The sequence below is a fragment of the Mesorhizobium sp. M0016 genome (assembly GCF_040324035.1).
Lineage (GTDB): Bacteria > Pseudomonadota > Alphaproteobacteria > Rhizobiales > Rhizobiaceae > Mesorhizobium.
Window position 1 is genome coordinate 44,387 of record NZ_JAMYVM010000010.1, and the last position, 26,657, is coordinate 71,043.

Below are 26,657 nucleotides of genomic sequence, written 5' to 3' on the forward strand. Positions count from 1 at the left end.
ACGGCCAGAGTTCGGCCATAAATCCAGTCTATTATCCGATGCTTAAGTAACCGAGTTCTTTAGTATTGCGTTTCAAACCGCCGGCCTTCGCGCCGGCGGTTTTCGTTTTTGGGCAGCGTGAAGCCGGCTTGGCAGTTGCCGGATTGGCCCAATTCCGTGTTTCTGGACAGGGTGGGGCGTGCCCGCTAAAAGGCCAAGTCAATCTTCTAAAAAGCAGAGACCAGTGTCCGCCGGCCGTGCCGGCGGTTTTCGCGAAAAGGCAGCACTCATGAGTGGCGTGAACGAGATCCGGTCGACATTCCTCGACTATTTCCGCAAGGAGGGCCACGAGGTCGTGGCCTCGAGCCCGCTGGTGCCGCGCAACGACCCGACGCTGATGTTCACCAATGCCGGCATGGTGCAGTTCAAGAACGTCTTCACCGGCCTGGAGAAGCGGTCCTATTCGCGCGCCACCACTGCGCAGAAAAGCGTGCGCGCCGGCGGCAAGCACAACGACCTCGACAATGTCGGCTACACCGCGCGCCATCTGACCTTCTTCGAAATGCTCGGCAATTTCTCCTTCGGCGACTATTTCAAGGAGCGCGCCATCGAACTGGCCTGGAACCTGATCACCAAGGAGTTCGGGCTGAACAAGGACAAGCTGCTGGTCACCGTCTATCACACCGATGACGAGGCGGCCGGCTTCTGGAAGAAGATCGCCGGTTTCTCCGATGACCGCATCATCCGCATCCCGACCTCCGACAATTTCTGGGCTATGGGCGACACCGGACCGTGCGGGCCGTGCTCGGAAATCTTCATCGACCGTGGCGAGCACATCTGGGGCGGCCCTCCCGGCAGCCCGGAGGAGGATGGCGACCGCTTCCTTGAATTCTGGAACCTGGTGTTCATGCAATATGAGCAGGTCACCAAGGATGAGCGCATCGACCTGCCGCGGCCGTCGATCGACACCGGCATGGGCCTGGAGCGCATGGCCTCCATCCTGCAAGGGGTGGAGAGCGTCTTCGAGACCGACCTGTTCCGTCATCTGATCGATGCGGCCTCGTCAGCGCTCGGGCAGGGCCCGGACAAGGAGACGGTCGCCTCCTTCCGCGTCATTGCCGATCATCTGCGCTCGTCCTCCTTCCTGGTTGCCGACGGCGTGCTGCCGTCGAACGAAGGCCGCGGCTATGTGCTGCGCCGCATCATGCGCCGCGCCATGCGCCATGCGCAGTTGCTCGGCGCCAAGGAGCCGTTGATGTGGAAGCTGGTGCCGGCGCTAGTGCGTGAGATGGGCCAGGCCTATCCCGAACTGCTGCGCGGCGAACAGCTGATTACCGAGACGCTGAAGCTCGAGGAGACCAGGTTCCGCAAGACGCTGGTGCGCGGCCTCGGCCTGCTCTCGGAGGCGACAGATACGCTGCACGCCGGCGATATGCTGGATGGCGAGACGGCGTTCAAGCTCTATGACACGTACGGCTTCCCGCTCGATCTGACGCAGGACGCACTGCGCCAGCGCAACATCTCGGTCGACCTTGCCGGCTTCACCCATGCGATGGAGCAGCAGAAGGCCGAAGCGCGCAAGCATTGGGCTGGCTCCGGCGACGCGGCCACCGAGACCATCTGGTTTTCTGTACGCGAGAAGGCCGGCGCCACCGAATTCCTCGGCTACGAGACCGAACAGGCGGAAGGCCTCATCCAGGCCCTGGTCAAGGACGGCAAGACAGTCGATAGCGCCGGCAAGGGCGACGCGGTCGCGGTGGTCGTCAACCAGACGCCGTTCTATGGCGAGTCGGGCGGCCAGATGGGCGACACCGGCATCATCTCCGGCGAAGGTTTCTCGATCGAGGTTTCCGACACGCAGAAAAAGGCCGACGGCCTGTTCGTGCATCTGGGCAAGGTGACGAACGGCACGGTCAAGCCAGGTGCAGCCGTCGAGCTGAAGGTTGACCATGCGCGCCGCACCCGGCTGCGTGCCAACCATTCGGCAACGCATCTGATCCATGAGGCGCTGCGCGAGGTGCTGGGCACCCATGTCGCGCAGAAAGGTTCGCTGGTCGCGCCCGAGCGCCTGCGCTTCGACATCTCGCACAACAAGCCGATCTCGGCCGAAGATCTCGAAGAGGTCGAGCGCATGGCCAACGAAATCGTCGTCCAGAACAGCCCGGTGACGACGCGCCTGATGTCGGTCGATGACGCCATTGCCGAGGGCGCCATGGCGCTGTTCGGCGAGAAATATGGTGACGAGGTGCGTGTCGTCTCGATGGGCACCGGCGTGCATGGCGCCAAGGCCAATAGACCCTATTCCGTCGAACTTTGTGGCGGCACCCATGTCCGGGCGACCGGCGATATCGGCCTGGTCCGTGTCGTCTCCGACAGCGCGGTCGCCGCCGGCGTGCGCCGCATCGAGGCGCTGACCGGCGAAGCCGCGCGCAAACATCTCGATGAGCAGGACAGGCGCCTGAAGGCAACTGCGGCCGTGCTGAAGATCTCGCCGGCCGACGTGCCGGCGCGTGTCGAGACGCTGCTCGAGGAGCGCAAGAAGCTCGAGAAGGAGCTGAGCGAAGCGCGCAAGAAACTCGCGCTGGGCGGTGGTGCCGCGGCCGATGCTCCGGCCACCACCGAAACCGTCGCCGGTATCGGCTTCCTCGGCAAAGCGGTTTCCGGCGTGTCGCCGAAGGATTTGAAGCCGCTGGCCGATGCCGGCAAGACATCGCTCGGCTCCGGCGTCGTCGTCTTCGTCGGTGCGGGCGAAGACAACAAGGCAAGCGTCGTGGTCGCCGTGACGGACGATCTCGTCGGCCGCTTCAGCGCTGTCGATCTGGTGCGCGTTGCCTCGGCCGCATTGGGCGGGCAGGGCGGCGGCGGACGGCCCGACATGGCGCAAGCCGGCGGTCCGGACGCCTCGAAGGCCAATGATGCGATCGCCGCGGTGAGGGCGGCGCTGGAGGCAGCCTGAAAGCCACCCTATGTCGTATCTGGTTCGTGTGCGGCTTTCCGGCCTTCGCCGCCGTGCTTGCCATTCTGTGGCTGATAGTGGCAAGCCGGCAATCAGCTCTTAGACGGTCCGTCTAGCTAGTCTAGTTCTTTTCGCCGCCTTCAGGGCGCGCGTCATTCTGCTGGAATCGCCCCAGGTGGACAGCCAGATCAGCACGTCCGTGGCGATCGAAATCAGCGACCGTAAAAAGTTCAGCGCCGGGCCGGGCGATTTCAGCTGCTCTTCGGCGTGATGGAGATGGGCGAGCTCTTCCTCGCGGATCGCCAGGATGATGCCTTGCAAGTCGTGGTCGCGATTGGCGAGGAAAAACAGCTGATCGTCCAGATGGCGATGCACCGCCGCTTCAACCGCCGCCGTGCAGGCCCAGATGCCTTGCGGACCGAGCAGGGCGGTGACAGAACCCAGCAGCCAGCCACCCCAGCTCCAGAATTGCATCACCCGGCACGGTCGCGCCTTCCGCGCCGGCATGGCGGCACGGAAGGCGGCGCAATGCGTGCGCTCGTGCCCGAGCATCTCCGACAAGGATGGCACGCAATCCGGCCAGAAGCGCCTGGCGACAAGAATCTGCGCCGAATAGATCCTGATCGCACCGAACTCACCGGCGTGGTTGACCCTGACAATTCTGGCGATGGTGAGCGCGTCCTGGCGAGATGGGTCAGCCATGGCCCGAACCCATATCAGCCCGCCGCCAGGCTCGGACGTTTTGCGATGCCGTCCCACCAGGCCTGGATGTCGGCGAACGCCGCAAGCAGCTTTTGCCCGTCGGCGACCTTGACGAAATAGGCGATGATGGATGCCGCATGCAGGTCGGCCAGCGTCAGCTGGTCGCCGAGCAGCCACGGCCCGGGAGGCTTGAGTGCGGTGAGCACCCGCAGCACCGTTTCCGCCTGGCGCAGCCCGTTGGCGACCAGTGCCTCGTCTGGCGCTTCCTTCTCAAGCCGCTCGACGGCGACGTCCCAGACCATCGATCTGTAGGCATAGGCGTCGAGCATGCCGATGATCTGGTTCATCGTTGCGCGGGTGCGGGCGTCTTTTGGCTGCAGTGCCGGGCCGTCGAACGCCTCGTCGACATAGCGGGCGATTGCGCTGGTTTCGAACAGGCGAAACCCGTCATGCTCGACGGCCGGAATGCGGCCGAAAGGGTGATGCTCGAAGTACCAGGCGGGAGTGCCCTCGGCGGCAAAGACATCGACCGGCACAAGGTCGTAGTCGATGCCTTTTTCCGCCAGCACGAGGCGGACGATGCGCACATAGACGCTGTAGTCCGCCCCGTAGACGACCGGCTTGGCCATGGCTGCCGGCTTACGCCATCGCCTTCTGCAAATTCTCGTCGATCTTGTCGAGGAAGCCGGTGGTCGACAGCCATGGTTGGTCGGGACCGATCAAGAGCGACAGGTCCTTGGTCATGAAGCCGCTCTCAACCGTCTGGATGCAGACCTTCTCCAGCGTGTCGGCAAATCGCTTCAACTCGGCATTATCGTCGAGCTTGGCGCGGTGGGCGAGGCCGCGCGTCCAGGCGAAGATCGAGGCGATCGAATTGGTCGAGGTTTCCTCGCCCTTCTGGTGCTGGCGATAGTGGCGCGTCACGGTGCCGTGCGCGGCCTCCGCTTCCACCGTCTTGCCGTCCGGCGTCATCAGCACGGAGGTCATCAGGCCAAGCGAGCCAAAACCTTGCGCCACCGTGTCGGACTGGACGTCGCCGTCATAATTCTTGCAGGCCCAGACGTAGCCGCCAGACCATTTCAGGGCGGAGGCCACCATGTCGTCGATCAGCCGGTGCTCGTACCACAGCTTCTTCGCCTTGAACTCGGCCTCGAATTCAGCCTCGTAGACCTCCTGGAAAATGTCCTTGAAGCGGCCATCATAGGCTTTGAGGATGGTGTTCTTGGTCGAGAGATAAACCGGATAATTGCGCAGCAGGCCGTAATTCAGCGAGGCGCGGGCGAATTCGCGGATGGAGTCGTCGAGATTGTACATCGCCATGGCAACACCGGCGCCGGGTGCGTCGTACACGTCGTGCTCGATCACCTTGCCGTCCTCGCCGACGAACTTGATGGTCAGCTTGCCCTTGCCGGGGAAGCGGAAGTCGGTGGCGCGATACTGGTCGCCGAAGGCATGACGGCCGACGATGATCGGCTTGGTCCATCCCGGCACGAGACGCGGCACGTTCTTCATGATGATCGGTTCGCGGAAAATGGTACCGCCGAGAATGTTACGGATGGTGCCGTTGGGCGACTTCCACATCTTCTTCAGCTTGAATTCCTCGACGCGCTGCTCGTCGGGCGTGATCGTCGCGCATTTCACACCGACGCCCCATTTCTTGATGGCATTGGCCGAATCGATGGTCACCTGGTCGTTGGTGGCGTCGCGGTGCTCGACGCCGAGGTCGTAATATTCGAGCTTCAGGTCGAGATAAGGGTGAATCAGCTTGTCCTTGATGAACTGCCAGATGATGCGGGTCATCTCGTCGCCGTCGAGCTCGACGACCGGGTTCGCCACCTTGATCTTCGCCATGAAAAGAATGCCTCGCTTTTGGGGAACTAAACGGCCTTGCCCGCATGGCTTCGGCCGGGGATGCGGAGCGTATATCAAAGCCTATTTGGCCGCGCAAACGCCGATCCGTGCAGAATGGGTCGTCTGTGCCGCGACCGGTGTTTTGCAAAAGCTTCATTTTGCCGAGCGGATGTGGCAGGGAACGCTGAAATGCCGCAAACAGCAGTTCATTGAGATCATGTCCGCCGTCGATCATCCTGAAATCGCATCCGCCGCCGGGCCGGCGATCATCCTGGTCGAGCCGCAGCTCGGCGAGAATATCGGCATGGTTGCGCGCGCCATGGCCAATTTCGGCCTTGCCGAACTGAGACTGGTCAACCCGCGTGACGGCTGGCCGAGCGAGAAGGCGCGCGCCGCCGCCAGCCGCGCCGACCATGTCATCGATGCCGTAACAGTGTTCGGCGACCTGGCGTCCGCCGTCGCCGACCTCAACTTCGTCTTCGCCACCACGGCGCGGGAGCGCGACGGCTTCAAACCCGTGCGTGGTCCGGTCGAAGCGGGCAGGGCGCTGAGGGCGCGTCAGATGGCCGGCCTGCGCACCGGCATCTTGTTCGGCCGCGAGCGTTTTGGGCTCTACAATGACGAGGTCGGGCTGGCCGACGAGATCGTCACCTTCCCGGTGGATCCCGGCTTTTCGTCGCTCAACATCGCCCAGGCCGTGCTGTTGATGTCCTATGAATGGATGAAGTCGGGCCTGGAAGACGAGACGGCGACCAATTTCTCCAGCCCTGAAATGAAGCCGGCAAGCAAGGAAGAGTTGCACGGGCTGTTTGCCTATCTCGAAGGCGCGCTCGAAGCGCGCGGCTATTTCCGCCCGGCGCCCAAGAAACCCAAGATGGTCGACAATCTGCGCGCCGTCTTGACGCGCGCCGGTTTCGCCGAGCCGGAACTGAAAGTGCTGCGTGGCATCATCTCGTCGCTCGACCGGTTTTCGCCGGCCATGCCGCGCGGTGACGGCTCGCCGGGAGACGATCCAAGGCGTTTGCCGGCCGCTGCGCGAAAACGCCAGGCAGACAAAGAAGATTAGAAATCGCTAAGCTTCGAACGGCTGAACTAACCGAATTTTATTTGCCTCTCGTCCATTGTTGTCAAAACGGTGGGGTGGCAAATGTTCACGTCCAAAATCGGCCGTATGCGCTTCTTCTTCTATTCGCTCGGCGTAGCCCTGCTCGAGGCCGTTCTTGCTGTGCTGTGCATCGTTGGCACGATCGGCTTTGAGGGGCTGGTCAACTCGGCGCCCGGTCCATCGCGGCAAGGCATGGCAGGCGCGGTTCTGGTCGTTTCCCTCCTGGCCGTGGTCATGCGTGCCAACATCGCCTGGCGACGCAGCCGCGACGCCAACGGCAAAGCCTGGATCCTGTGGTCCTACATCGTGTTCTGCGCCATCTACGCCTTTCTGCAGGCAGGCACGCTGCTGGTCATCGATTTCAAGAACCCGGAAAGCACGTCCAGCGGTTTGAACCTGCTGGCGCTGTCGATCTTTGGCCTTTGGTGCACGATCCTGGTGGCTAAGCCGGTGGCGGGCATCAATATCGACGAACTGACATCGGTTTTCGATTTCGATGGCGATACGCCCATGCCTGCGGGATCCGGTCGGATGGCCAGCAGCATGGCACAGTCTTCCATGCGCAACGCCACACCGGCCACGCGCTCGGTGCCGTCCGCCCAGCCTAAGGGCCGCCCGAGGCCCGCCGGCTTCGGCAAGCGCGGGCTCTAGCCCGAGGCAAGGTCGTCTTCGCCGGCTTTGCATAGAACTTGCTGACATTCGCCACTTCAAGACCATGATGGTTGCAGATAGAAGAACGGCATTGGCCAATGACCGCCAAGCCTTCTGATCCAGCCTCTTTCATGGTCCGATATCAATGAGCCACCGTCCGATCCTGATGTTCGATTCCGGCGTTGGCGGATTGACCGTGCTGCGCGAAGCGCGCGTGCTGATGCCCGACCGGCGCTTCGTCTACGTCGCCGATGACAAGGCCTTTCCCTACGGCGCGTGGGAAGAGCCGGCGCTGCAGGCCCATATAGTCGAGCTCTTCGCCAAGCTGCTCGACCGTTTTGATCCGGAAATTTCGGTCGTCGCCTGCAATACCGCTTCGACGCTGGTGATCGATGCCTTGCGGGAAAAATTCCCTGGCCATCCCTTTGTCGGCACGGTGCCGGCAATCAAGCCGGCTGCCGAGCGCACCCGGTCCGGGCTGGTCTCGGTGCTGGCGACGCCGGGCACGGTGAAGCGCCAGTACACGCGCGACCTGATCGGCAAATGGGCGCAGAAATGCCATGTCCGGCTGGTCGGCAGCAACAATCTCGCCGGACTGGCCGAGGCCTACATGCGCGAGGGCTTTGTCGACGAGGAGGCCGTGCGTGCCGAGATCGCACCGTGTTTTGTCCAGCATGACGATTTGCGCACGGACATCGTCGTGCTCGCCTGCACGCACTATCCGTTCCTGGCCAATCGCATGCGCAAGACCGCGCCCTGGCCGGTCGACTGGATCGACCCGGCCGAGGCGATTGCGCGGCGCGCTCTGTCGCTGCTTCCGGCTGTCGACGGGCCATTGCCGCAAAGCGAGCCCGACATCGCCGTCTTTACCTCGGGAAAGGCGGACTTCGCCATCAGCCGGCTGATGCAGGGTTTTGGATTGAGCGCACGCTAATGCATGTCGCCCAAAAGTGCGCAGCGGTTTTGGGACAAGGACATGCATAAAAACAAAAAAACTAAAGCGCGTCGCCGACGCGCTTTAGACAGGTTCGAAGACAATGACGCGCCGATCCGGATCGGCCGAAACAAGCCTTAGCGTCAGGCCATCGCCCTGCCTGAACCCTGAGGCCTTCACATTCGCAACGACAGGCATGTCCGAGAGCTGAACGCGCGCACGCTGATCACCGACGTCGGTGACGACGGCCTTGAATGTTTCACCCACGCGCCCCCTCAGCATCACCGCCTCGGCAAGGTCGATGGCCGCGTGGTTGATTTGCGAGGCGCGGGCGCCTGCGCGGCCCATCACCTTCGGCAGTCTGGAAAACGCCTCGTTAACGACTTGCGGCACCGGCTGGCCGTTGACGATGGCCAGCACGCAGCGCACGACATAGCGATCGGCCAGCCGCCTCAGGGGTGCGGTGGCGTGGGCATAGGTCGCGGCCATCGCCTCGTGCCAGGGGACAACGCCTTCCTCATAGGGCTGGTAGGACGCACCGGAGCCGGCGCGGCGGATTTCCAGCATCAGCGCTGCCTGTTGCATGTTGGCAGGATCGAGGGTTCGCTGATAGTCGGGCAGGCTGGTCGAAGGAGGCCAGGACAGGCCTAAGGCCCGTGCCGCGCTGCGCAGTCTTTGCACTTTGGAAGCATCGGGCGGCGCCATCACCCGGAACAAGCCGGTCCGGTGTGCCAGCATGGCGTCGGCAATCGCCATGTTGGCGGCCAGCGAAAGTGCTGCGTTGTCTTGCTCGGATTGCAGCAGCGGTCTGAACGCAAGCTGGAACGTGCCATCGGCAAGCTGTTCCACCTCCTGCTCGGGCGGGTCGACGCGCGAAGCGCCGCGACGGTCTTCGGCCGCCGCCATGCGCCGCGCGATTTCGGCGAAGCCGACTGGGACGTCGGCGGCCTGCACGCTGTCATAGGCGAGCTTGGCGCGGCTTTGAATGATTGCCCGCTCCGCGCCATCCAGCCTTACCGCTCCGTCGTCGACGATCCGGACCGTGAAGATGACAGCCGGACGCGGACCGCTGGGCAGCAAGCTCGCGGCGCCCTCGGCAAGCACCCGGGGATAGAGCCCGGCCTTGCCGTCCGGCAAATACAGGGTTTCGCCTCGCGCCCAGGCTTCGCGATCCACCGCGTCGCCGTCCGCGACGAACCAGGCTACGTCGGCAATCGCATAGTGCAACAGAAGGTCGCTACCGCTCGCTTCGATCGAAAACGCTTGGTCAAGATCGGTGGAAGCCGCGGGATCGAGCGTCACGAAGGGCATCGCCGTGCGGTCGGCATGCTGGTCGGGCACGCGCCTGGCCGCCGTCTGTGCCATGGCCATTACATCAGGGGGAAATGCCTCCGGCACATGGAACTCGGTGCGGATTTTCGCGAGGCCGGTAGCGAGTGCCTGCGAGGGATCGTTCAACGATTTCATGGCGCCGTCCTACACCGGCGTTGCGGGCACGGGAAGGTGGTTTTGCCGGCAGTTGGCCGACCATGGGCAGGCATGAGCGCGGAACGGAAGTTGACCGCCAGCGCTGGAACCGTCGCCGGAGCGCAACGTTTCTTCCTCTGTCAGCAAAGGAGGTGCCGATATGCCTGCAACCTCAAAAGCACAGCAAAAGGCCGCTGGAGCAGCCCTGTCGGCCAAGCGCGGCGAGACCAGGAAGAGCGAACTTCAAGGCGCGTCGAAGTCGATGTACAATTCGATGAGCGAAAAACAGCTCGAGGAATTCGCAGAGACCAAGCGCAAAGGCCTGCCGGAGAAGAAATCGGCAGACTGAAACCTTGAACCGAGTCGATAAACAAAGCCCGTGGCCGAAACCACGGGCTTCTTCGGTTCAGGCCAAGCCCGAAACCCCTGACGTCACCAGCAGCGCTTCACCTTGTAGCGGATGACCTTCTTGTGGCCATGCCGCCAGATGACCTTCTTCTTCACCACGACATGGCAGGTCTGACGATGCTTGTGGCCCTGCCAATGCTTGGCCATCGCTGGCTCGGGCACGGCGATCGACATCGTCCCGGCCAGGACGGCTGCACCGACCAACGAGAGGAAAAACTTCTTCATGCGACTTCGGGCTCCTTTGGCTCCAGTCCCTTCCTAAATGCCGTCGGCGCAACAACCTCCCGCCGCATCCGGCACGGCACTCAACGCCAAAGACGTGATATGGTTGCCGGGCCCAACGCCAGCGACGCGCTTGACTCTGCTCAAATCTCCGTTTAACGAGCGCACCAACACCGGGCCGCAATGCCCGGTTGTTTCTTTTGCATGGCAAGCGCGGGAAAGCAGGTTTATCGTTTCCTGGGTTTTGTCTAGACTGACGTGTCCCGTGGGTTTTCCGCCGCGTTGCGTGGGAAAACCCTGTCAGGCCTCGAAAACGGAGGCCAGAGGAGGGCGCGTTTCCTTCACCCGGACCATGAGGCTCCGGGTGGTTTGTTTTGAAAGGGAATGCGATGAGCAAGCGCGAATCCGCGAAGTACAAGATCGACCGCCGTCTCGGCGAAAACATCTGGGGCCGCCCGAAGTCCCCGGTCAACAAGCGTGAATACGGCCCCGGCCAGCACGGCCAGCGCCGCAAGGGCAAGCTTTCCGATTTCGGCCTGCAGCTGCGCGCCAAGCAGAAGCTGAAGGGTCACTATGGTGATGTCTCCGAAAAGCAGTTCCGCAAAGTCTATGAAGAGGCTGATCGCCGCAAGGGCGACACCTCCGAGAACCTGATCGGCCTGCTCGAGTCGCGTCTCGACGCGGTCGTCTACCGCTCCAAGTTCGTGCCCACCATTTTCGCGGCTCGCCAGTTCGTCAACCACGGCCACGTCAACGTCAACGGCAAGCGCGTCAACATCGGGTCGTACCGTTGCAAGCCGGGCGATGTCGTCGAAGTGCGGGAAAAGTCGAAGCAGCTGGTCATCGTGCTGGAAGCGGTCGGCCTCGCCGAGCGCGACGTGCCGGACTATATCGAAGTCGATCACAACAAGATGGTCGCGACCTTCTCGCGCATCCCCGGCCTGGCCGATGTTCCGTTCGCCGTGCAGATGGAGCCGAACCTGGTCGTCGAATTCTATTCGCGCTAAGCGATCGCTTTTCTGCGATACTGGAAAGGGCCGCCCGTCGAGGCGGCCTTTTCTTTGTCGGCCATGTCCGCTAATCCGGCACTCTCGGCTATGGAAAGCGACAAGCCATGAACATGCTGGCAGACATCGAAACAGTTGAACCGATTGCTGAAGGCGGCTTCCATCCGCTGTTTGCCGACGTGCCGTCTTCCGTCGAGTTCAACAAACTGCGCAAGCGGCTGTTGCGGTTGACCCGTCAGGCGGTCGAGGATTTCGCCATGGCGAGGCCCGGCGACCGCTGGCTGGTGGCCTTGTCCGGCGGCAAGGATTCCTACGGGCTGCTGGCCGTGCTGCTCGATCTCAAATGGCGCGGGCTGCTGCCGGTCGAGCTGCTGGCCTGCAATCTCGACCAGGGCCAGCCGAACTTTCCGAAGCACATTTTGCCCGACTACCTCGATGCGCATGGCATTGCCCATCGCATCGAGTATCAGGACACCTATTCGGTGGTCACCGACAAGCTGCCTCAGGGCAGCACCTATTGTTCGCTGTGCTCGCGGCTGCGGCGCGGCCATCTCTATCGCATCGCGCGCGAGGAGGGCTGTTCGGCGCTGGTGCTCGGCCACCACCGCGAGGACATTCTCGAAACCTTCTTCATGAATCTAATCCATGGCGGCCGCCTTGCCGCCATGCCGCCAAAGCTGCTCAACGACGACGGCGACGTCATGGTGCTGCGGCCGCTGAGCTACTGCGCCGAGGTCGATCTGGAAAAATTCGCCGCCGCGATGAAATTCCCGATCATTCCCTGCGATCTCTGCGGCAGCCAGGAAGGCCTGCAGCGCAACGCCATGAAGGCGATGCTGGACGATATGGAAAAGCGCATGCCGGGCCGCAAGGATACGATGCTGCGCGCGCTGTCCAACACCAGGCCGTCGCATCTGCTCGACAGAAAGCTGTTCGACTTTGCCGCCCTCAATGGCAGCCTCAGCACAGGACAAGACATTTCCGATGATATTTGACGACCAAGCGATCGACTGGCTGGCCGAGCTTCTCGCCGATGCAGCCAAGGCCGAAATCATGCCACGCTTTCGCCGGCTGGGCGAGGGCGACATCAGACAGAAGACCTCGGCTGCCGACCTGGTGACCGAGGCCGACATCAACGCCGAGCGGCTGATCACGGCCAGGCTGCGCGAGCGCTATCCCACGGCGATGATCGTCGGCGAGGAAGCCTGTTCCGACAATCCGGCGCTGCTTCAGGGGCTCGGTGATGCCGACCTCGCCTTCGTCGTCGACCCGGTCGACGGCACCTTCAACTTCGCCTCCGGCGTGCCGCTCTTCGGCGTCATGCTGAGCGTCGTCGTCAAGGGCGAAACCGTCGCCGGTATCATCCATGACCCCGTAGGCCGGGACTGGCTGATCGGCGCCAAGGGCGCCGGCAGCCATATCCGCCATGCGCATGGCGCGCTGGAGACGGTGCATGTCGCCGATGCCGTGCCGATCTCGCAGATGACCGGCTCCGTCTCCTGGCAATATCTGGCGGAACCGCAACGCTCGCTCTTGGCGCGCAACCAGACCAAGACCCTATCGCAGTTCGGCTATCGCTGCGCGGCACATGAATACCGTCTTCTGGCCAGCGGCCATGCCCATTTCGTCGTCTACAACAAACTGATGCCGTGGGACCATCTGGTCGGTGTGCTGATCCACGCCGAGGCCGGCGGCTACACCGCGCGGGTCGACGGCAGCGCCTATCTGCCCTCGCATATCGACGGCGGCATTCTTGTCGCCCCGGACAAGGAAAGCTGGCAGGAGTTGCGCAGGGAACTCTGGGCGCAATAATCGGTCCAACTGCTGGTAGAGGCTTTCGTCAAGTATATTGGCTCTGTTATAGTGTCCAATCTCTCGCGAAGTCGGAAGCTGCGAAATGAAACATCGGTCCGCAATTGTCGCAACGGCACTTGCACTTGCCCTGGTCGCCTGCGCCACTGAGGCACGATCGCAGGAGCGCGCGTGTCGTAGCCCCGATCCCATCGACACCATCGACGAAATGTTCGACGCGATCTTTGCCTGTTGGCAGCCGCCGCCTGGAAGTGCTGGCCTGACCCTGACGCTGAGTTTTTCAATTCGCAAAAACGGCACGCTGATGGGCAAGCCGCGCGCCACTTTCTCCCATATGGGAGATGATGCCTCGCTCAACCGGGTCTTTGTGTCATCCGTGCTCGAAGCGCTCGACAAGGCTCTGCCGATGCCGCTGTCGGACAGCATGGGTGGCGCCATCGCAGGGCGCCCGCTGTTCCCTCGTTTCACGGCAGTGATTGGCGGCGCATCCTGAAACGCGTCGCATAAAGGTGGATGCGGTTTTGAGACCAACAATCTCAAGGCGCGTCGCTCAATGCAGGTCGGTGACGTGCCCTGAAATGGGTGGGTTGTGCGGCTGGAACATCTTGCCGCGCTCGGCGATCAGGATCATCAGCAGGGCCGCGACCGAGACGCTGCAGAAGCCGGCGGCAAGCGGCGTCACCGTGCCGTTGAAGGCCTGGCCGATCAGCGTGCCGAGGATGCCGCCGAGAAAAGTCTGCATGAAGCCCAGGATGGACGACGCGGTGCCCGCCAGTTGGCCGAGCGGTTCCATCGCGAGCGCGTTGAAATTGGCGCCGAGCGCGCCGAACGGGAGCATCGCACTGGCGAAGAAGGTGATGAACAGCCAGAGTGGCATCTTCATTTGAAGCGAAACGGTGAGCCAGGCAAGGCTGATCACCAGGAACAACAGCAGTGCGCTCTGCGACAGGCGGCGCATGCCGATGCGGCCGACCAGGCGCGAGTTGAGGTAGTTCGAAAAAGCGAGAACGCCGGCGACACCCGCGAAGATGACAGGAAACAATTCGCCGACATGAAAAATGTCGACATAGATCTGCTGTGCGGAGGCGATGAAGCCGAACATGGCGGCGAAAATGAAGGTGCTGGCAAAGGCGTAGCAAAGCGCCATGCGGTTGGTGAGCACGATGCGGAAACCACCGACGACGGATGAGACTGTCAGCGGCCGGCGGTACTCCGGATGCAGCGTCTCCGGCAGCCGCAGCAGCGACCACGCCGACACGATCAGCGCTCCGACGGCCATGGTGACGAAGATCCAGTGCCATGTTGCGAACAGCATGATGAACTGGCCGATCCCAGGCGCGATCACCGGGATGGCCATGAACACCATGAAGATCAGAGACATCACCTCGGCCATGCGCCGACCGTCGAACGTGTCGCGCACGATCGAGACGGCGATGACGCGGGTCGCCGCCGCACCGATGCCTTGCACCAGCCGGCACAGCAGCAGGACGGCGAATGACGGGGCGATGGAGGCAGCTGCCGCCGCCACGACATAAATCGCCAGCCCGGCAACGAGCGGCGCGCGGCGCCCGAACCGGTCCGAGATCGGTCCGAAGAAAAGCTGTCCGCCACCGAAGCCCAATATATAGGCGGTGATCACATACTGGCGGTGGTTTTCATTCTCAACGCCAAGCGTGGCGCCGATTTGCTGCAGTGCCGGCAGCATGATGTCGATGGCCAGCGAGTTCAACGCCATCAGTGCCGCGCACAGCGCGATGAATTCCCAGCGCGGAATAGGCAATTTGCGTGCCTGTTGCGGCGCTTTTGCTGGCTGGTCCACGGCGGGTCCGATCTTCAAAACGAATATGCGCCGGCATGCCGGCGCATAAGTTGGTCCTCACTCCGATAGGGGGAGGTAACATTTTGCCGGGGCGGGGCTGCCCCGTCTCAACTCAGAATCAGGCTGTCGCTTTGACGCTGACGCCCTTGTCGACGAGCAACGTCTGCAGCTCGCCCGCCTGGAACATTTCGCGGATGATGTCGCAGCCGCCGACGAATTCGCCCTTGACGTAAAGCTGCGGGATCGTCGGCCAGTTCGAATATTCCTTGATGCCCTGGCGCAGTTCGGCCGAGGTCAGCACGTCGACGCCCTTGTAGTCGGCGCCGATGTAATCGAGGATCTGGACGACCTGGCCGGAAAAGCCGCACTGCGGAAAACCGGGCGTGCCCTTCATGAAAAGGACGACGTCGTTGCCCTTCACTTCGCTGTCGATGTAGTCGTTGATGCCGCTCATGAGATATCCTTTCACGCCTGTGGGAGTCAGGCTCGAAGCATAGCCATCAAATAAACCCATAGATGGGCCGAAACAAGATGTTTGCGCCGCCGTCGCGGAAATGGCGCAAAGGATCGCCTGTCTTGGGCCAAGCATCCCTGCCGATTGCAGCCTCCGGGACATGATGAAAAGACGATATGGCGCCGCCCTTCTGATCGCCATCCTGCTGGCCGCGATTGCCGTTGTCTGGTGGCCGAGACGCCCGGAGCCGCCGCCGCTGGTCATTGGCGGTGACCTGCCCGCGCCTTGCCGGAATGTCGCCTTCGAGGCGGTGACCTATGTCGTCTGCACGGTCGACCTGCGGACCTACAACCTCGCTGTCTTTCACGTCGGTGCCGACGGCAAGCCCTTCGGCTCGCTGGAGGCCTTCGGCAAGGCGGTTGCGGGCGAGGGGAGGCCGGTGCTGCTCGCCATGAATGGCGGCATGTATCACGAGGATTTGTCGCCGGTCGGCCTGCTGGTCGAGAACGGCAGCGAGAAGTCGCCGCTCAACCTTGCCGACGGCGAAGGCAATTTCTTCCTGAAACCGAACGGCGTCTTTCTGGTGGGCAATGACGGCAAGGCGGCTGTCATGGAAAGCAACGCCTATGCGGTTACTAAACGCGATGTTGCCTTCGCCACGCAGTCCGGCCCGATGCTGGTGATCGATGGCAAGATTCACCCACGCTTCGAGCCGAACGGAACCTCGCGCTACATCCGCAACGGCGTCGGCGTGCGCGATGAAAACACCGTTTTGCTGGCGATCTCGCGGTCTGAGGTCAGTTTCGGCAGCTTTGCGCGGCTGTTTCGCGACGCGCTACAATGCCGCAACGCGCTGTTCCTCGACGGCGCGGTCTCCGCGCTGTCGGATGGGAAAAGAATGATCGTCGGCGGAAAATACCCGGCGGGCCCGATCATCTCAGTGTCGGCGAAGCCGATCACGTCAGTGTCGGCGAAGCAGCCGCAGAAACAGTAGGCCAGCCTGGCTTCAGTCCGGCACGCTGGTCTGCAGGGCCAGCGCGTGCAGCACGCCGCCCATATTGCCCTTCAGCGCATCATAGACCATCTGGTGCTGCTGGACGCGGCTCTTTCCGCGGAAGCTTTCGGCCACCACTTCGGCTGCATAGTGATCGCCGTCACCGGCGAGGTCGCGGATCGTCACCTTGGCGTCCGGAATGCCGTCCTTGATCAGTTTTTCGATGTCGTGGGCATCCATTGCCATGGCAAAATCCTGTTCTGGGCGGCTAGGCACGAGTGACTCGGACGGCAGCCTAAAGCCTTTCTGGTCCGGGTTGAAGCCGTTCTGTCGGCGACGCAGTGTCTAAGGGCCATCCTGCCGCGGGTGAACCACACCATCTTCTGTAATGTCGTCGCGGGTCGAGAACCCCCGGCCAAGGCTGAACACCAGGACATAGAGCGGGATGTTGAGCGCCAGGTTGATAATCGGGAGATAGCTGGTCATCTGCCACAAGGGCGAAAAGAATGGTTGGCCATAGCCGTCGCAGATCAGCGATGACCCGTATTCCCACAGCGCGCCGGTAATGACCGCAATGGCAAAGAGCTTGATGCAGGTGGCGACATGCCTTGCGCGCGCCGGGTTCGGCAAAAGGCGGCTCCACAGCACCAGGCAGACGATGGGGATCGCATAGATCAGACTTTGCAAGGCCAGCATCTGCAGTGTGCCATTGGCCGCCTCAATGAACTGGTCACGCCTTTCCAGCAGCGGACAGACCTCGCTCGAGGTCGTCGACAGCAGGAAAAAGACGAACGGCCCGAGGAACCAGAAGAAGAACAGCGACGGCCAGAAGACGACTGCGATCAGCGTCCGGGCTGCCAGGCTGGTCAACTGGACTTGTCCATGAAGTTCGGGAACCAGCCTTCGTGGGCGGCGGTCAATTCGCTGACCGGGATCGCCCTAGCATCGCCGAGCTTCAGTTCGTTTCCACCGGTCGAGCCGATCCATGGCGCAAAGATGCCGAGCTTGCTCTGTTCCTCGCGGATGGCGTCCCATTCCTTGCTCTGCGGATCGACGGACAGCGTCAGCAGGTAGCGGCCCTGGTCTTCGCCGAACCAGACCGGGATCGGGTCGGTGCCGGCGAGCCCCGGAATGGTGGCGCCGATGCCGGACGCCATCGCCATTTCGGCCAAGGCTATCGCCAAGCCGCCATCGGAAAGGTCATGCGCCGCGGTCACGACGCCCGACGCGATCAGCGCGCGCACATGGTCGCCGACGCGCTTTTCATGCGCGAGGTCGACGGATGGCGGCGGCCCGTCGGTGCGGCCATGGATGTCCCTGAAATAGGCGGACTGGCCGAGATGGCTGCCCCAGCTTGCGGGCGCGCCGACCAGCAGGATCATCTGGCCCTCGGCGGCAAAGCCGATACGGGTCATCTTCGACCAGTCGGCAATCAGCCCGACGCCGCCGATGGTCGGCGTCGGCAGGATGCCTTGGCCATTGGTTTCGTTGTAGAGCGAGACATTGCCCGACACGATCGGGAAGCCGAGCGCGCGGCAGGCATCGCCAATGCCTTTCACCGCGCCGACCAGCTGGCCCATGATCTCAGGCCGTTCCGGATTGCCGAAATTGAGGTTGTCGGTGGCCGCCAGCGGCAGCGCGCCGGTGGCGGTGAGGTTGCGCCAGCATTCGGCCACCGCCTGCTTGCCGCCTTCATACGGGTCGGCCTCGCAATAGCGCGGCGTCACGTCGGAGGAGAAGGCGAGCGCCTTGGTCGGATGGCCTTCGACGCGCACCACGCCGGCGTCGCCGCCCGGAAGCTGCAGCGAATTGCCCTGGATCAGCGTGTCGTACTGCTCCCACACCCAGCGCCGCGACGACAGGTCCGGCCCGCCGAGCAGTTTCAACAGCGCATCGGCGACATCGGCCTTCGGCGCATCGCCGGCTGCGAGCGCCGCAGGCTTCTTCGGCTCGACCCAGGGGCGGTCATATTCCGGCGCCTTGTCGCCAAGGTCCTTGATCGGCAGGTTGGCGACCTCGTCACCCTGGTGAATGACGCGGAAGCGCAGATCGTCGGTGGTCTTGCCGACAATGGCGAAGTCGAGGCCCCATTTGTGGAAGATCGCCTCGGCTTCCTTTTCCTTCTCGGGGCGCAGCACCATCAGCATGCGCTCCTGGCTCTCCGACAGCATCATCTCATAGGCGCTCATGCGCTCTTCGCGCACCGGCACCTGGTCGAGGTGAAGCTCGATGCCGAGGTCGCCCTTGGCGCCCATCTCGACCGCCGAACAGGTGAGGCCGGCCGCACCCATGTCCTGGATGGCGATGACGGCGCCGGACGCCATCAGCTCAAGACAGGCTTCGAGCAGGCATTTTTCGGTGAAGGGATCGCCGACCTGCACGGTCGGGCGCTTCTCGTCGATCTTGTCGTCGAACTCGGCCGAGGCCATCGTGGCGCCGCCGACACCGTCGCGGCCGGTCTTGGCGCCGAGATAGACGACCGGCAGGCCGACGCCCTTGGCTTCCGACAGGAAGATCGCATCGGTCTTGGCAAGGCCCGCGGCAAAGGCGTTGACCAGGATGTTGCCATTGTAGCGGGCGTCGAAATTGACCTCGCCGCCGACCGTCGGCACGCCGAACGCATTGCCGTAGCCGCCGACGCCGGAAACCACGCCGCTGACAAGGTGCCTGGTCTTGGGATGGTCGGGTGCGCCGAAGCGCAGAGCGTTCATCGCCGCAATCGGCCGCGCGCCCATGGTGAAGACGTCGCGCAATATGCCGCCGACGCCGGTCGCCGCACCCTGGTAGGGCTCGATGTAGGAGGGATGGTTGTGGCTCTCCATCTTGAAGACGACGCAGTCGCCGTCGCCGATATCGACCACGCCGGCGTTCTCGCCCGGACCCTGGATGACCTGCGGCCCGGTGGTCGGCAGCGTGCGCAGCCATTTCTTCGAGGATTTGTAGGAGCAGTGCTCATTCCACATCGCCGAGAAGATGCCGAGTTCGGTAAAGCTCGGTTCGCGCCCGACCAGGTCGAGGATGCGCTGGTATTCGTCGGGCTTCAGCCCATGCGCGGCGATGAGTTCCGGGGTGATCGGCACGGAATTGGAAATGGTCATGGGCGGCGATTGATGTCCATGGGAGAGGGGAATTTGAGTCCCCCTCATATCGCAAGCTTTGGCGTGATACACCCCATTGGATGACGAAAAACGCCGGAAAACCACAGGGCGACGATGGTAGCGGGGAGCCGCTGGGGAACGCTATGGCATCCCGGCCGTTAGGCCTCAAACCAATCAGGAGATTTCGACATGGCCACCAAGCAAGGCAAGAAAGACAATCGCCTCTCCGACAAGGAGGCCATGCATATTGCCGAGACCACCGACGTTTCGCCCAAGCAGGCCAAGGACCTGGCCGAGAAGCACGGCAAGGACAAGGGCGCAAAGGAAGCCAAAAACTTCAAGGCAGAGGGCTGAACCTGAGATCGGGATACAGGAGGACCGAGTCAGGACGAACTGTCGTAGCCGGCGCGGCCTTCCTCCAGCAGCCGCCGGATCACCGCGACGCCGCCGGTGATGTCCTCGCGCCGCCTTGGCTGCGAGACGCCGAAACGCACGCCGTGAAAAACCTGCTCGGAACGCCCCGCCTTGAACTCGTCCTCGTCGTCGAGGAGCACGCCATTTTCGAGGCATGCGCTCCTGAACGTGCCGGACAGCCAGGGATCGGGCAGCGTCAGCCAGACGAAGGGCACGCTGCCGTGTGACTTGAAGGCGAAACCCGCCAGTGTCTCGCGCACGATGGCGATGCGGGCGGCAATTTCGGCAATGCTGCGTTTGCGGATATCGCCAGCCTGCCCTGACAGCACCAGCCGCGCATTCACCTCCGCCAGCAGGAACGGCATCCCGCCGGTCATCATCTTGTGGGCGACGCGGATGCGATGGCGATAGGCGGGCGGGCAGGAGAGCCAGCCGCCGCGAACACCTGCCGCGACCGATTTCGACAGACCGCCGGCGACAATGGTGCGCTCGGGTGCATATTCGGCGATGAGCGGCGTCGGATCTTCGGTCAGGCCGCCATAGAGATCGTCCTCGATGACGATGACATTGTACGCGCGCGCGACCCGGGCGATCGCCTCGCGGCGCGAAACCGACAGGATCGCCAGGGTCGGGTTCTGCACCGTCGGCATCAGGAAGATCATCTTCGGGTGCTTTTGCGCGCAGACGCGTTCGAAATCCTCGGGATCGATGCCTTCCACGTCCGATGCGACAAGTGCAATGCGCCGCCCGATCAGCCCGGCGCTGCGGGCGATCTGCGAATAGGTGAGGTGCTCGAAGGCGACATAGTCGCCCGGTGTGGTCAGTGCCGCAATCGCCGCCATCACCGCGGCATGTGTGCCAAGCGTGGGAACGATGGTGTCGGCTGCCGGACGGAACGAATTGCGCGACAGCCAGCGGGCGCCGGCCTCGAACCAGCGCTCCGGAAAATCCCTGGTGTAGCTCGAAATCTCGTGCGGGTGATCCTGCACCGTGCGCGAGAGCATGTCAGCGACAATGGCGCCCTGGCCGATGTCGGGCGCGGCAGTGCTGTCGAAACGCAGCTTGCCGGGCGGCGCATCGACATAGCGCGTGCCTTGCACGGCAGGCTCGGCGAATTCGGGTGACGCTTCCGATTGCTGCGCCAGCACATAGGTCCCGCGACCGACTTCGCCGCTCACCAGGCCGCGCTCGCGCAGCAGCTGATAGGCTCGGCCGATCGTGCCGACCGTCGTGCCGATATCATAGGCGAGATCGCGCTGCGGCGGCAATTTTGCCCCGGCATCGATGACGCCCTTGTCGATGTCCGACTCGATGCTGTCGGCAAGGCGCTGGTAAAGCGGGCCGGAACCGATGGTGAGGTCAGGGAGCCAATTTGTCATGGTGACAATTCTGTATATTGCACCAGATCGGGTGTCAATGCATATCAGAACCGTACCAAGATGGGTACAATTTGCAAGGTTGGCAGAAAGACAATGGATACAATCGAGACAATCCGCTGCGCGGGCATTGAATTGGTCGGGCCGCGCCCGTCCAGCCGGCGAGGCTTTGTCGGCCGGATCGTGCATGTGGTCAGATCGCTGGCGCGATGGATCGACGTGCTGATCGAGCGCCGTCGCGGCCGCCTGGCTTTGCTCGAAATGACCGACGAGCAACTCAGGGATATCGGTGTTTCGCGTGGCGACGCCTACCGTGAAGGGATCCGACGGCTCTGGGACTGACCCGGAGCCGGTTCGTCAACGACGGGTGCGCGGAGCCCTGAGGCGTGAGACGCCCTTGTCGGCAAGCACGGCGAGGATGCAAAGCACCAGGAAAACCCCGGTGACGGCCAGCGCCGCAAGCGCGACGCTGGCCACGCCGTTCTTGGCGGCGTCGAGGAACGGATAGGGCACTTCGCCTGCGATCGGCGCGCGCGCCAACGCGTAGGCGAGATAGGCGATCGGATAGGCCATCCACCAGGAAATGTCGCTCCACCGTGTCCTGCCGTCGGCGCCAGCCACCAGCCACCACAGCACGAACAGCACCGGCGTCACGTAATGGAGCAGCACGTCGCAGAGCAGAAACAGCCCTTGCGGCTGCCAGAGCTGCGCCAGAACCGTGGCATAGACGATGAAGACCAGGGCGATTGACACCGCCACGCCCGCCCGCATCCGCGGCCCGGCAAAGGCCGGCAGCCAGGCGTAGCCCGAAGGCGACAGCAGCGAGACATGGACCAGCACTGCACCGATGTTGGTCAGGATGGTGAAGAAGCTGAACAGAAAGACGATGGAGCCGAGAAAACTGCGGCCGGCTTCCATCGATGCCGGGATGGTGATGCACGCTTGCAGGACAAGCCCGGCCAGACCGATGATCAATCCCGCAATCTGCAGGAAGCGGCCCACTGGCGTCAGGCGGCCGCGTTACACGACGGATTGCCCGTTTGCCAGCGTGCAACGTCGGATCCGATGCGCGCGCCGAGCGGATCGTCCATCAGCGGACCGAACACGTCGACGCGGCTGGAATTGCCTTGCGCCTGGACGACCAGCAGCGGCTTGCCGCCATAATGCTTGGCCGGCACCAGCAGGAAGCGGGGCGTGCCGCTGAACGAATTCAGCTCATTGGCCATCTGATAGGATTTGAAGGCGGGATCCTTGCTGGCGATCCAGCATTTGTGGGCCGATATCGCTACCTGTTCCATGGCCAGCAGCGAAGCGCTCTTGCCCGTGGGGACCGGCGCGCTCTTCGGGCTGGACTGGCAGGACGCCAACGCCAAGCCGGCAGCAGCCAGGGGACCTAGGCGAACAATCATCAGTCTCATGGTCAACCGCCCCCGCGTTTTGAAAGGAATTCGAAGAGATATCAGGCGGCGATGCCGAGCGCGCCTTCGAACAGGGCGCGGCCGTCGCTTCCGCCATGCGCGGCCTCGATCAGGTTTTCGGGATGCGGCATCAGGCCGAGCACATTGCCCTTCTCGCTGACGATACCGGCAATGTCGTTCATCGAGCCATTGGGATTGCTGCCCTCGGCATAGCGAAACACCACCTGTCCTTCGCCTTCGAGACGGGCAAGCGTGTCGGCGTCGGCGAAATAATTGCCGTCGTGATGCGCCACCGGCGTGCGGATGATTTGGCCCGGCTGATAGCGGCGGGTGAACATGGTGTTGGCGTTGGCGATCTGCAGCTTCACCTCACGGCAAACGAATTTCAGCGAAGCATTGCGCATCAGCGCGCCGGGCAGCAGGCCGGCCTCGACCAGAATCTGGAATCCGTTGCAGACGCCAATGACCATGACGCCCTTGGCGGCCTTTTCAGCGACTGCCCGCATCACCGGCATCCGCGCGGCAATCGCGCCGCAGCGCAGATAATCGCCGAAGGAGAAGCCGCCGGGAATGGCGATCAGGTCGACATCGGGGATTTCGGTGTCGGTCTGCCAGACGGTCGCCGGCGCCTGCCCGGAAATCTTGGTCAGCGCCGCAATCATGTCGCGGTCGCGGTTGAGGCCGGGGAGAAGAACGACAGCTGATTTCATATCAAGCGATCTCCACCGCGTAATTCTCGATCACCGTATTCGCCAGCAGCTTGTCGCACATGGCTTTCAGATCGGCTTCAGCCTTGGCCTTGTCGGTCTCTGAGAGCTCGAGGTCGAAGACCTTGCCCTGCCGCACCTGGCCGACGCCGCCGAACCCCAGTCCGGACAGAGCGTGCTCTATGGCTTTTCCCTGCGGGTCGAGCACGCCGTTCTTGAGGGTGACGGTGATGCGGGCCTTGATCATGCTGGACAGGTTCCTGTTCGAAGACTTAGCAATTCCAGGAAAAGTGTGAAGCGGTTTTCCGTCCGGAATTGCGTCAAGAAATGAAGACTTAGTGCGGCTTGCCTTTGAGGCCATCGGTCGAGGCGACGAGCACCGGGCCGGTCGGGCGCGGCGGCTCGTTCTCGTTCATGATGCCAAGGCGGCGGGCAACTTCCTGATAGGCTTCGACGAGGCCGCCCATATCGCGGCGGAAACGGTCCTTGTCGAGCTTGTCCTGCGTTGCCACGTCCCACAGCCGGCACGAATCCGGCGAGATCTCGTCGGCAACGACGATGCGCATCATGTCGCCCTCGAACAGGCGGCCGCATTCGATCTTGAAATCCACGAGTTGGATGCCGACACCCATGAACAGGCCGGAGAGGAAGTCGTTGACGCGGATGGCCAGCGCCATGACGTCGTCGATCTCCTGCGGGCTTGCCCAGCCGAAAGCGGTGATGTGCTCTTCCGACACCATCGGATCGTCGAGCGCATCGGCCTTATAATAGAATTCGATGATCGAGCGCGGCAGAACGGTGCCTTCCTCGATGCCGAGGCGCTTGGACAGCGAGCCGGCGGCGACATTGCGCACCACCACTTCGAGCGGAATGATCTCGACTTCCTTGATCAACTGCTCGCGCATGTTGAGCCGGCGGATGAAGTGGGTCGGAATGCCCATGCGGTTCAGATGGTTGAAGATGTACTCGGAAATGCGGTTGTTGAGCACACCCTTGCCGTCGATGACCTCATGTTTCTTCTTGTTGAATGCGGTCGCATCATCCTTGAAGAACTGGATAAGTGTGCCCGGTTCCGGTCCCTCATAGAGGATCTTGGCCTTGCCTTCATAAATGCGGCGGCGATTTTTCATCTGATTTTTCTCTGGATTTGCGGGCAGGCGGCAAGCGACCAGTTCCTGTCCGTCTGCCTAAATTGGTGCGGCGACGGGTGGGGTTCAATGCCGGGTCTATCCCAATCACAGCGTTTGCTCAATCGGCAAATCCTTTCCATCGACCGCTTTCAGGAATGAAATGCCGCAGCGCAGCAAGCGATGTAGCATATTGACCGGCCCGCGCCCTTTTGGTTTGTGCTGCGGCAGCACACATATCCATCACCAACGCGAATCGATTTCATCGGAGGGAAGCCATGAGCAGCATGAAAGACCGCGAAGAGGGTTTTGAGCGCAAATTCGCCTTCGACGAAGAACTTCGCTTCAAGGCTTCGGCACGCCGCAACAAGGCGCTTGGCCTGTGGGCAGCCGAAAAGCTGGGCAAGTCCGGCACTGACGCCGACGCCTATGCCAAGGAAGTTGTGGTTTCCGACATCGAGGAAGCTGGCGATCACGACGTATTCCGCAAGATCCGCAAGGATTTCGACGCCGCCGGCGTCGACCAGTCGGATCACCAGATCCGCCGCACCATGGACGAACTGATGGCGCAGGCGATCGAGCAGATCAAGAACACCTAGAGCGAGTAGCGCTGGACCAATCGACCGCCCGGTCCAGCCGGGCGGTTTTTCTTTGCCTTTTCAGCCTTTTCCGGCTGAAACTGTGCGTAGGCCTGTTACAAGGCTCTACCCAACGAGGAAAGCACCCATGTCCCTGAAGTCACGCCTGGCGGCGGATGAAACGCTGTTCACCGCCTGGTCCGGCGTTCCGGACGCTTTGACGGTCGAAATCATCGCCAAGCAGGGTTTTGACGCCGTCACCCTCGATATGCAGCATGGCGGACACCACGAAGACTCGGTCTTGCGCGGCCTGGTGCCGGTGCTGGCCGCCAACAAGCCGGCGCTGGTGCGCATTCCGGTCGGCCGCTTCGACATGGCCAGCCGCGCCCTCGATTTCGGTGCCGAGGCGGTGATTGCACCGATGGTGAATTCGGTGGCCGATGCAAAACTCTTTGCCGCGGCGATGAAATATCCGCCGATGGGCGAGCGCTCCTGGGGCCCGACCTATGCTTTTCCGCGCCATGGCAAAGGCGACCACGCCGAATGGCTGCGCGACACCAATCAACGCACCATGGCCTTTGCCATGGTCGAAACGCGCGCCGCACTCGATGCGTTGGACGGCATCCTCGACACGCCGGGCATTGACGGCATCTTCCTCGGCCCATCGGATTTCTCCATCGCCTGGTCGAATGGCGCCACCGTCAATTCGACGCTGGAAAGCATGATGGAAACCGTCGCCTCCATCGCCGAGCGGACGCGCAAGGCGGGCAAGCATGCGGCGATCTACGTCGTTGAGCCGGCGATTGCCGGCCGCGTCGTGGCGATGGGCTACCGGCTGCTGGCGATGGGCTCGGACCATGCGCTGATTTCGCTCGGCGCAAAGATACTCATCAAAAGCATGAACGATTCGATAAAGGGCTGAGGCGTGGTGCCTTGCCCGGTCAGGCCTTGAGGTCGGTCAGGAACTTGGCGAAGGTCATCGACCCTTCCGGCCACGGGCCGAAGCCGGCATCCTCATTGAGGTGACCGGTTTCGCCGGCATCGATGAACAGCGAACCCCAGGCAGCGGCAATGTCCTCGGCAACCTCGAAGGCGCAGAACGGATCGTTGCGGCTGGCGATGACGATGGACGGGAAGGGCAGCGGTTCGCGCGCATAGGGACCAAAGGTCATCAGGTGACGCGGCCTTATCTCCGGGTTGGCGACGTCGGGCGGCGCGACAAAAAACGCGCCGGCGACCGGCTTCCTGAACTGCGGAATGGCCTGCACCGCGGCCGCCACACCGAGCGAATGGGCAACGATCACCACCGGCCGCTCGGCCTCGTTGACAGCGTTCGCCACGCTCGTCGTCCAGTCCTCGCGCACCGGCTTCGACCACTCCGCCTGTTCGACCCGACGCGCTGTCGACAGTTTCGACTGCCAGCGTGTCTGCCAGTGTTCAGGGCCGGAATTGGTGTAGCCCGGCACGATCAGAATATCTGCGTCTTTGACTTTCATGGCGCTGAGATAGCGAGCGGCCGTGTCTCGTGCAACCCGCGCTGACGCATGCGGTGCATCACAATTGTGAACAACCTGTTCG

Annotated in this window: 31 protein-coding genes; 14 read left to right on the forward strand and 17 right to left on the reverse strand. The window is 62.7% G+C overall.

All coding sequences use genetic code 11. The annotated features are described in order from the left end of the window. The first annotated feature begins 268 nt into the window (after window positions 1-268). Window positions 269-2,935, forward strand: coding sequence for an alanine--tRNA ligase (gene alaS, locus NKJ88_RS16225; RefSeq protein WP_286461055.1), 2,667 nt, complete (start codon window positions 269-271; stop codon window positions 2,933-2,935). Window positions 2,936-3,034: 99 nt separating this feature from the next. Here alaS and NKJ88_RS16230 read toward each other — a convergent pair whose 3' ends face one another. From NKJ88_RS16230 to NKJ88_RS16240, 3 genes are read right to left on the reverse strand one after another with little or no spacing between them, the layout of a single operon-like run. Next, entirely contained in the window at window positions 3,035-3,637 is a 603-nt protein-coding gene (locus tag NKJ88_RS16230; protein ID WP_023684870.1) for a demethoxyubiquinone hydroxylase family protein, read from the reverse strand. A gap of 14 nt (window positions 3,638-3,651) precedes the next feature. Further along, on the reverse strand, window positions 3,652-4,266 hold the full coding sequence (locus NKJ88_RS16235; protein ID WP_023684871.1) for a glutathione S-transferase family protein: 615 nt from the start codon (window positions 4,264-4,266) through the stop codon (window positions 3,652-3,654). A gap of 10 nt (window positions 4,267-4,276) precedes the next feature. Then, complete coding sequence (locus tag NKJ88_RS16240) at window positions 4,277-5,488, reverse strand: NADP-dependent isocitrate dehydrogenase (protein ID WP_023669114.1); 1,212 nt, start codon at window positions 5,486-5,488, stop codon at window positions 4,277-4,279. A 217-nt stretch (window positions 5,489-5,705) separates the two neighbouring features. Here NKJ88_RS16240 and NKJ88_RS16245 point away from each other — a divergent pair, with 217 nt between their 5' ends. From NKJ88_RS16245 to murI, 3 genes are all read left to right on the forward strand, one after another. Beyond that, complete coding sequence (locus NKJ88_RS16245) at window positions 5,706-6,554, forward strand: RNA methyltransferase (RefSeq protein ID WP_023684872.1); 849 nt, start codon at window positions 5,706-5,708, stop codon at window positions 6,552-6,554. 81 nt (window positions 6,555-6,635) lie between these two features. Then, complete coding sequence (locus tag NKJ88_RS16250) at window positions 6,636-7,244, forward strand: DUF805 domain-containing protein (RefSeq protein WP_023822398.1); 609 nt, start codon at window positions 6,636-6,638, stop codon at window positions 7,242-7,244. A gap of 145 nt (window positions 7,245-7,389) precedes the next feature. After that, a complete protein-coding gene (gene murI, locus NKJ88_RS16255) occupies window positions 7,390-8,178 on the forward strand; it encodes a glutamate racemase (protein ID WP_023684874.1) in 789 nt (262 codons plus the stop codon). Between the two features lie 84 nt (window positions 8,179-8,262). Here murI and NKJ88_RS16260 read toward each other — a convergent pair whose 3' ends face one another. Beyond that, window positions 8,263-9,645, reverse strand: a complete 1,383-nt coding sequence (locus tag NKJ88_RS16260; protein WP_023754372.1) for an RNB domain-containing ribonuclease — start codon at window positions 9,643-9,645, stop codon at window positions 8,263-8,265. A gap of 160 nt (window positions 9,646-9,805) precedes the next feature. On the opposite strand from NKJ88_RS16260, the gene NKJ88_RS16265 reads away from it, so the two are divergent. Further along, complete coding sequence (locus NKJ88_RS16265; protein WP_023684876.1) at window positions 9,806-9,994, forward strand: DUF3008 family protein; 189 nt, start codon at window positions 9,806-9,808, stop codon at window positions 9,992-9,994. Between the two features lie 83 nt (window positions 9,995-10,077). Here the strand turns inward: NKJ88_RS16265 and NKJ88_RS16270 are convergent, their stop codons facing one another. Beyond that, window positions 10,078-10,278, reverse strand: a complete 201-nt coding sequence (locus NKJ88_RS16270; RefSeq protein ID WP_023690200.1) for a hypothetical protein — start codon at window positions 10,276-10,278, stop codon at window positions 10,078-10,080. A 386-nt stretch (window positions 10,279-10,664) separates the two neighbouring features. Here NKJ88_RS16270 and rpsD point away from each other — a divergent pair, with 386 nt between their 5' ends. From rpsD to NKJ88_RS16290, 4 genes are all read left to right on the forward strand, one after another. After that, the gene (gene rpsD, locus NKJ88_RS16275; RefSeq protein WP_023669107.1) at window positions 10,665-11,282 is read left to right on the forward strand and encodes a 30S ribosomal protein S4; all 618 of its coding nucleotides are present in this window, start codon (window positions 10,665-10,667) and stop codon (window positions 11,280-11,282) included. Between the two features lie 107 nt (window positions 11,283-11,389). Next, on the forward strand, window positions 11,390-12,277 hold the full coding sequence (gene ttcA, locus NKJ88_RS16280; RefSeq protein WP_023739392.1) for a tRNA 2-thiocytidine(32) synthetase TtcA: 888 nt from the start codon (window positions 11,390-11,392) through the stop codon (window positions 12,275-12,277). Continuing rightward, window positions 12,267-13,094, forward strand: a complete 828-nt coding sequence (locus tag NKJ88_RS16285; RefSeq protein ID WP_352444702.1) for an inositol monophosphatase family protein — start codon at window positions 12,267-12,269, stop codon at window positions 13,092-13,094. Before ttcA ends, NKJ88_RS16285 begins: the two co-directional genes overlap by 11 nt. Before the next feature lie 85 nt (window positions 13,095-13,179). Next, on the forward strand, window positions 13,180-13,587 hold the full coding sequence (locus tag NKJ88_RS16290) for a UCP034077 family protein (RefSeq protein ID WP_023706454.1): 408 nt from the start codon (window positions 13,180-13,182) through the stop codon (window positions 13,585-13,587). A 57-nt stretch (window positions 13,588-13,644) separates the two neighbouring features. Here the strand turns inward: NKJ88_RS16290 and NKJ88_RS16295 are convergent, their stop codons facing one another. Both NKJ88_RS16295 and grxD read right to left on the reverse strand, forming a co-directional pair. Continuing rightward, entirely contained in the window at window positions 13,645-14,913 is a 1,269-nt protein-coding gene (locus NKJ88_RS16295) for a multidrug effflux MFS transporter (protein WP_352444704.1), read from the reverse strand. Window positions 14,914-15,031: 118 nt separating this feature from the next. Then, window positions 15,032-15,367 carry a Grx4 family monothiol glutaredoxin gene (gene grxD / locus NKJ88_RS16300; RefSeq protein ID WP_023669102.1) on the reverse strand — a complete coding sequence of 112 codons (336 nt, stop codon included), beginning with the start codon at window positions 15,365-15,367 and terminating at the stop codon, window positions 15,032-15,034. Window positions 15,368-15,527: 160 nt separating this feature from the next. On the opposite strand from grxD, the gene NKJ88_RS16305 reads away from it, so the two are divergent. Then, window positions 15,528-16,361: a phosphodiester glycosidase family protein gene (locus tag NKJ88_RS16305; RefSeq protein ID WP_023816530.1), complete on the forward strand. Its 834-nt coding sequence runs from the start codon at window positions 15,528-15,530 to the stop codon at window positions 16,359-16,361. A 12-nt stretch (window positions 16,362-16,373) separates the two neighbouring features. On the opposite strand, the gene NKJ88_RS16310 is transcribed toward NKJ88_RS16305, so the two are convergent. The 3 genes from NKJ88_RS16310 to purL all read right to left on the reverse strand — a co-directional run bounded on the left by NKJ88_RS16310 (window position 16,374) and on the right by purL (window position 19,459). Continuing rightward, the gene (locus tag NKJ88_RS16310; RefSeq protein WP_010909092.1) at window positions 16,374-16,607 is read right to left on the reverse strand and encodes a BolA/IbaG family iron-sulfur metabolism protein; all 234 of its coding nucleotides are present in this window, start codon (window positions 16,605-16,607) and stop codon (window positions 16,374-16,376) included. Between the two features lie 99 nt (window positions 16,608-16,706). Then, a complete protein-coding gene (locus tag NKJ88_RS16315) occupies window positions 16,707-17,231 on the reverse strand; it encodes a hypothetical protein (RefSeq protein WP_023669100.1) in 525 nt (174 codons plus the stop codon). Next, on the reverse strand, window positions 17,228-19,459 hold the full coding sequence (gene purL, locus NKJ88_RS16320) for a phosphoribosylformylglycinamidine synthase subunit PurL (protein WP_023825114.1): 2,232 nt from the start codon (window positions 19,457-19,459) through the stop codon (window positions 17,228-17,230). The genes NKJ88_RS16315 and purL overlap by 4 nt, the downstream gene beginning before the upstream one ends. Before the next feature lie 189 nt (window positions 19,460-19,648). Here purL and NKJ88_RS16325 point away from each other — a divergent pair, with 189 nt between their 5' ends. Beyond that, window positions 19,649-19,813 (forward strand): hypothetical protein, encoded by a 165-nt coding sequence (locus NKJ88_RS16325; RefSeq protein ID WP_023669098.1) that lies wholly within the window; start codon window positions 19,649-19,651, stop codon window positions 19,811-19,813. Between the two features lie 29 nt (window positions 19,814-19,842). On the opposite strand, the gene NKJ88_RS16330 is transcribed toward NKJ88_RS16325, so the two are convergent. Next, window positions 19,843-21,252, reverse strand: coding sequence for an aminotransferase-like domain-containing protein (locus tag NKJ88_RS16330; RefSeq protein ID WP_352444707.1), 1,410 nt, complete (start codon window positions 21,250-21,252; stop codon window positions 19,843-19,845). 93 nt (window positions 21,253-21,345) lie between these two features. Between NKJ88_RS16330 and NKJ88_RS16335 the strand changes: the two genes are divergently transcribed. Next, on the forward strand, window positions 21,346-21,591 hold the full coding sequence (locus NKJ88_RS16335) for a DUF1127 domain-containing protein (protein WP_023743133.1): 246 nt from the start codon (window positions 21,346-21,348) through the stop codon (window positions 21,589-21,591). 15 nt (window positions 21,592-21,606) lie between these two features. Here NKJ88_RS16335 and NKJ88_RS16340 read toward each other — a convergent pair whose 3' ends face one another. From NKJ88_RS16340 to purC, 5 genes are all read right to left on the reverse strand, one after another. Then, entirely contained in the window at window positions 21,607-22,251 is a 645-nt protein-coding gene (locus NKJ88_RS16340) for a Pr6Pr family membrane protein (RefSeq protein ID WP_023825112.1), read from the reverse strand. Between the two features lie 5 nt (window positions 22,252-22,256). Then, a complete protein-coding gene (locus NKJ88_RS16345; protein ID WP_023825111.1) occupies window positions 22,257-22,667 on the reverse strand; it encodes a hypothetical protein in 411 nt (136 codons plus the stop codon). A 41-nt stretch (window positions 22,668-22,708) separates the two neighbouring features. Beyond that, the gene (gene purQ / locus NKJ88_RS16350) at window positions 22,709-23,377 is read right to left on the reverse strand and encodes a phosphoribosylformylglycinamidine synthase subunit PurQ (RefSeq protein WP_023825110.1); all 669 of its coding nucleotides are present in this window, start codon (window positions 23,375-23,377) and stop codon (window positions 22,709-22,711) included. Between the two features lies 1 nt (window position 23,378). Further along, window positions 23,379-23,621, reverse strand: coding sequence for a phosphoribosylformylglycinamidine synthase subunit PurS (gene purS, locus NKJ88_RS16355; RefSeq protein ID WP_023669092.1), 243 nt, complete (start codon window positions 23,619-23,621; stop codon window positions 23,379-23,381). 88 nt (window positions 23,622-23,709) lie between these two features. Next, on the reverse strand, window positions 23,710-24,504 hold the full coding sequence (gene purC / locus NKJ88_RS16360) for a phosphoribosylaminoimidazolesuccinocarboxamide synthase (protein ID WP_013532127.1): 795 nt from the start codon (window positions 24,502-24,504) through the stop codon (window positions 23,710-23,712). Between the two features lie 275 nt (window positions 24,505-24,779). Between purC and NKJ88_RS16365 the strand changes: the two genes are divergently transcribed. Both NKJ88_RS16365 and NKJ88_RS16370 read left to right on the forward strand, forming a co-directional pair. Continuing rightward, complete coding sequence (locus NKJ88_RS16365; protein ID WP_023669091.1) at window positions 24,780-25,100, forward strand: DUF1476 domain-containing protein; 321 nt, start codon at window positions 24,780-24,782, stop codon at window positions 25,098-25,100. Between the two features lie 127 nt (window positions 25,101-25,227). Continuing rightward, window positions 25,228-26,001, forward strand: coding sequence for an HpcH/HpaI aldolase family protein (locus tag NKJ88_RS16370; RefSeq protein WP_023669090.1), 774 nt, complete (start codon window positions 25,228-25,230; stop codon window positions 25,999-26,001). 19 nt (window positions 26,002-26,020) lie between these two features. On the opposite strand, the gene NKJ88_RS16375 is transcribed toward NKJ88_RS16370, so the two are convergent. Then, a complete protein-coding gene (locus NKJ88_RS16375) occupies window positions 26,021-26,575 on the reverse strand; it encodes an RBBP9/YdeN family alpha/beta hydrolase (RefSeq protein WP_023690188.1) in 555 nt (184 codons plus the stop codon). Between the last annotated feature and the right edge of the window lie 82 nt (window positions 26,576-26,657).

Bases quoted from the DNA above. Each gene is read 5' to 3' on its own strand.
- alaS (WP_286461055.1), top strand. From the start codon at position 269: ATGAGTGGCGTGAACGAGATCCGGTCGACATTCCTCGACTATTTCCGC.
- NKJ88_RS16230 (WP_023684870.1), bottom strand. From the start codon at position 3,637: ATGGCTGACCCATCTCGCCAGGACGCGCTCACCATCGCCAGAATTGTC.
- NKJ88_RS16235 (WP_023684871.1), bottom strand. From the start codon at position 4,266: ATGGCCAAGCCGGTCGTCTACGGGGCGGACTACAGCGTCTATGTGCGC.
- NKJ88_RS16240 (WP_023669114.1), bottom strand. From the start codon at position 5,488: ATGGCGAAGATCAAGGTGGCGAACCCGGTCGTCGAGCTCGACGGCGAC.
- NKJ88_RS16245 (WP_023684872.1), top strand. From the start codon at position 5,706: ATGTCCGCCGTCGATCATCCTGAAATCGCATCCGCCGCCGGGCCGGCG.
- NKJ88_RS16250 (WP_023822398.1), top strand. From the start codon at position 6,636: ATGTTCACGTCCAAAATCGGCCGTATGCGCTTCTTCTTCTATTCGCTC.
- murI (WP_023684874.1), top strand. From the start codon at position 7,390: ATGAGCCACCGTCCGATCCTGATGTTCGATTCCGGCGTTGGCGGATTG.
- NKJ88_RS16260 (WP_023754372.1), bottom strand. From the start codon at position 9,645: ATGAAATCGTTGAACGATCCCTCGCAGGCACTCGCTACCGGCCTCGCG.
- NKJ88_RS16265 (WP_023684876.1), top strand. From the start codon at position 9,806: ATGCCTGCAACCTCAAAAGCACAGCAAAAGGCCGCTGGAGCAGCCCTG.
- NKJ88_RS16270 (WP_023690200.1), bottom strand. From the start codon at position 10,278: ATGAAGAAGTTTTTCCTCTCGTTGGTCGGTGCAGCCGTCCTGGCCGGG.
- rpsD (WP_023669107.1), top strand. From the start codon at position 10,665: ATGAGCAAGCGCGAATCCGCGAAGTACAAGATCGACCGCCGTCTCGGC.
- ttcA (WP_023739392.1), top strand. From the start codon at position 11,390: ATGAACATGCTGGCAGACATCGAAACAGTTGAACCGATTGCTGAAGGC.
- NKJ88_RS16285 (WP_352444702.1), top strand. From the start codon at position 12,267: ATGATATTTGACGACCAAGCGATCGACTGGCTGGCCGAGCTTCTCGCC.
- NKJ88_RS16290 (WP_023706454.1), top strand. From the start codon at position 13,180: ATGAAACATCGGTCCGCAATTGTCGCAACGGCACTTGCACTTGCCCTG.
- grxD (WP_023669102.1), bottom strand. From the start codon at position 15,367: ATGAGCGGCATCAACGACTACATCGACAGCGAAGTGAAGGGCAACGAC.
- NKJ88_RS16305 (WP_023816530.1), top strand. From the start codon at position 15,528: ATGATGAAAAGACGATATGGCGCCGCCCTTCTGATCGCCATCCTGCTG.
- NKJ88_RS16310 (WP_010909092.1), bottom strand. From the start codon at position 16,607: ATGGCAATGGATGCCCACGACATCGAAAAACTGATCAAGGACGGCATT.
- purL (WP_023825114.1), bottom strand. From the start codon at position 19,459: ATGACCATTTCCAATTCCGTGCCGATCACCCCGGAACTCATCGCCGCG.
- NKJ88_RS16325 (WP_023669098.1), top strand. From the start codon at position 19,649: ATGGCCACCAAGCAAGGCAAGAAAGACAATCGCCTCTCCGACAAGGAG.
- NKJ88_RS16330 (WP_352444707.1), bottom strand. From the start codon at position 21,252: ATGACAAATTGGCTCCCTGACCTCACCATCGGTTCCGGCCCGCTTTAC.
- NKJ88_RS16335 (WP_023743133.1), top strand. From the start codon at position 21,346: ATGGATACAATCGAGACAATCCGCTGCGCGGGCATTGAATTGGTCGGG.
- NKJ88_RS16345 (WP_023825111.1), bottom strand. From the start codon at position 22,667: ATGAGACTGATGATTGTTCGCCTAGGTCCCCTGGCTGCTGCCGGCTTG.
- purQ (WP_023825110.1), bottom strand. From the start codon at position 23,377: ATGAAATCAGCTGTCGTTCTTCTCCCCGGCCTCAACCGCGACCGCGAC.
- purS (WP_023669092.1), bottom strand. From the start codon at position 23,621: ATGATCAAGGCCCGCATCACCGTCACCCTCAAGAACGGCGTGCTCGAC.
- purC (WP_013532127.1), bottom strand. From the start codon at position 24,504: ATGAAAAATCGCCGCCGCATTTATGAAGGCAAGGCCAAGATCCTCTAT.
- NKJ88_RS16365 (WP_023669091.1), top strand. From the start codon at position 24,780: ATGAGCAGCATGAAAGACCGCGAAGAGGGTTTTGAGCGCAAATTCGCC.
- NKJ88_RS16370 (WP_023669090.1), top strand. From the start codon at position 25,228: ATGTCCCTGAAGTCACGCCTGGCGGCGGATGAAACGCTGTTCACCGCC.
- NKJ88_RS16375 (WP_023690188.1), bottom strand. From the start codon at position 26,575: ATGAAAGTCAAAGACGCAGATATTCTGATCGTGCCGGGCTACACCAAT.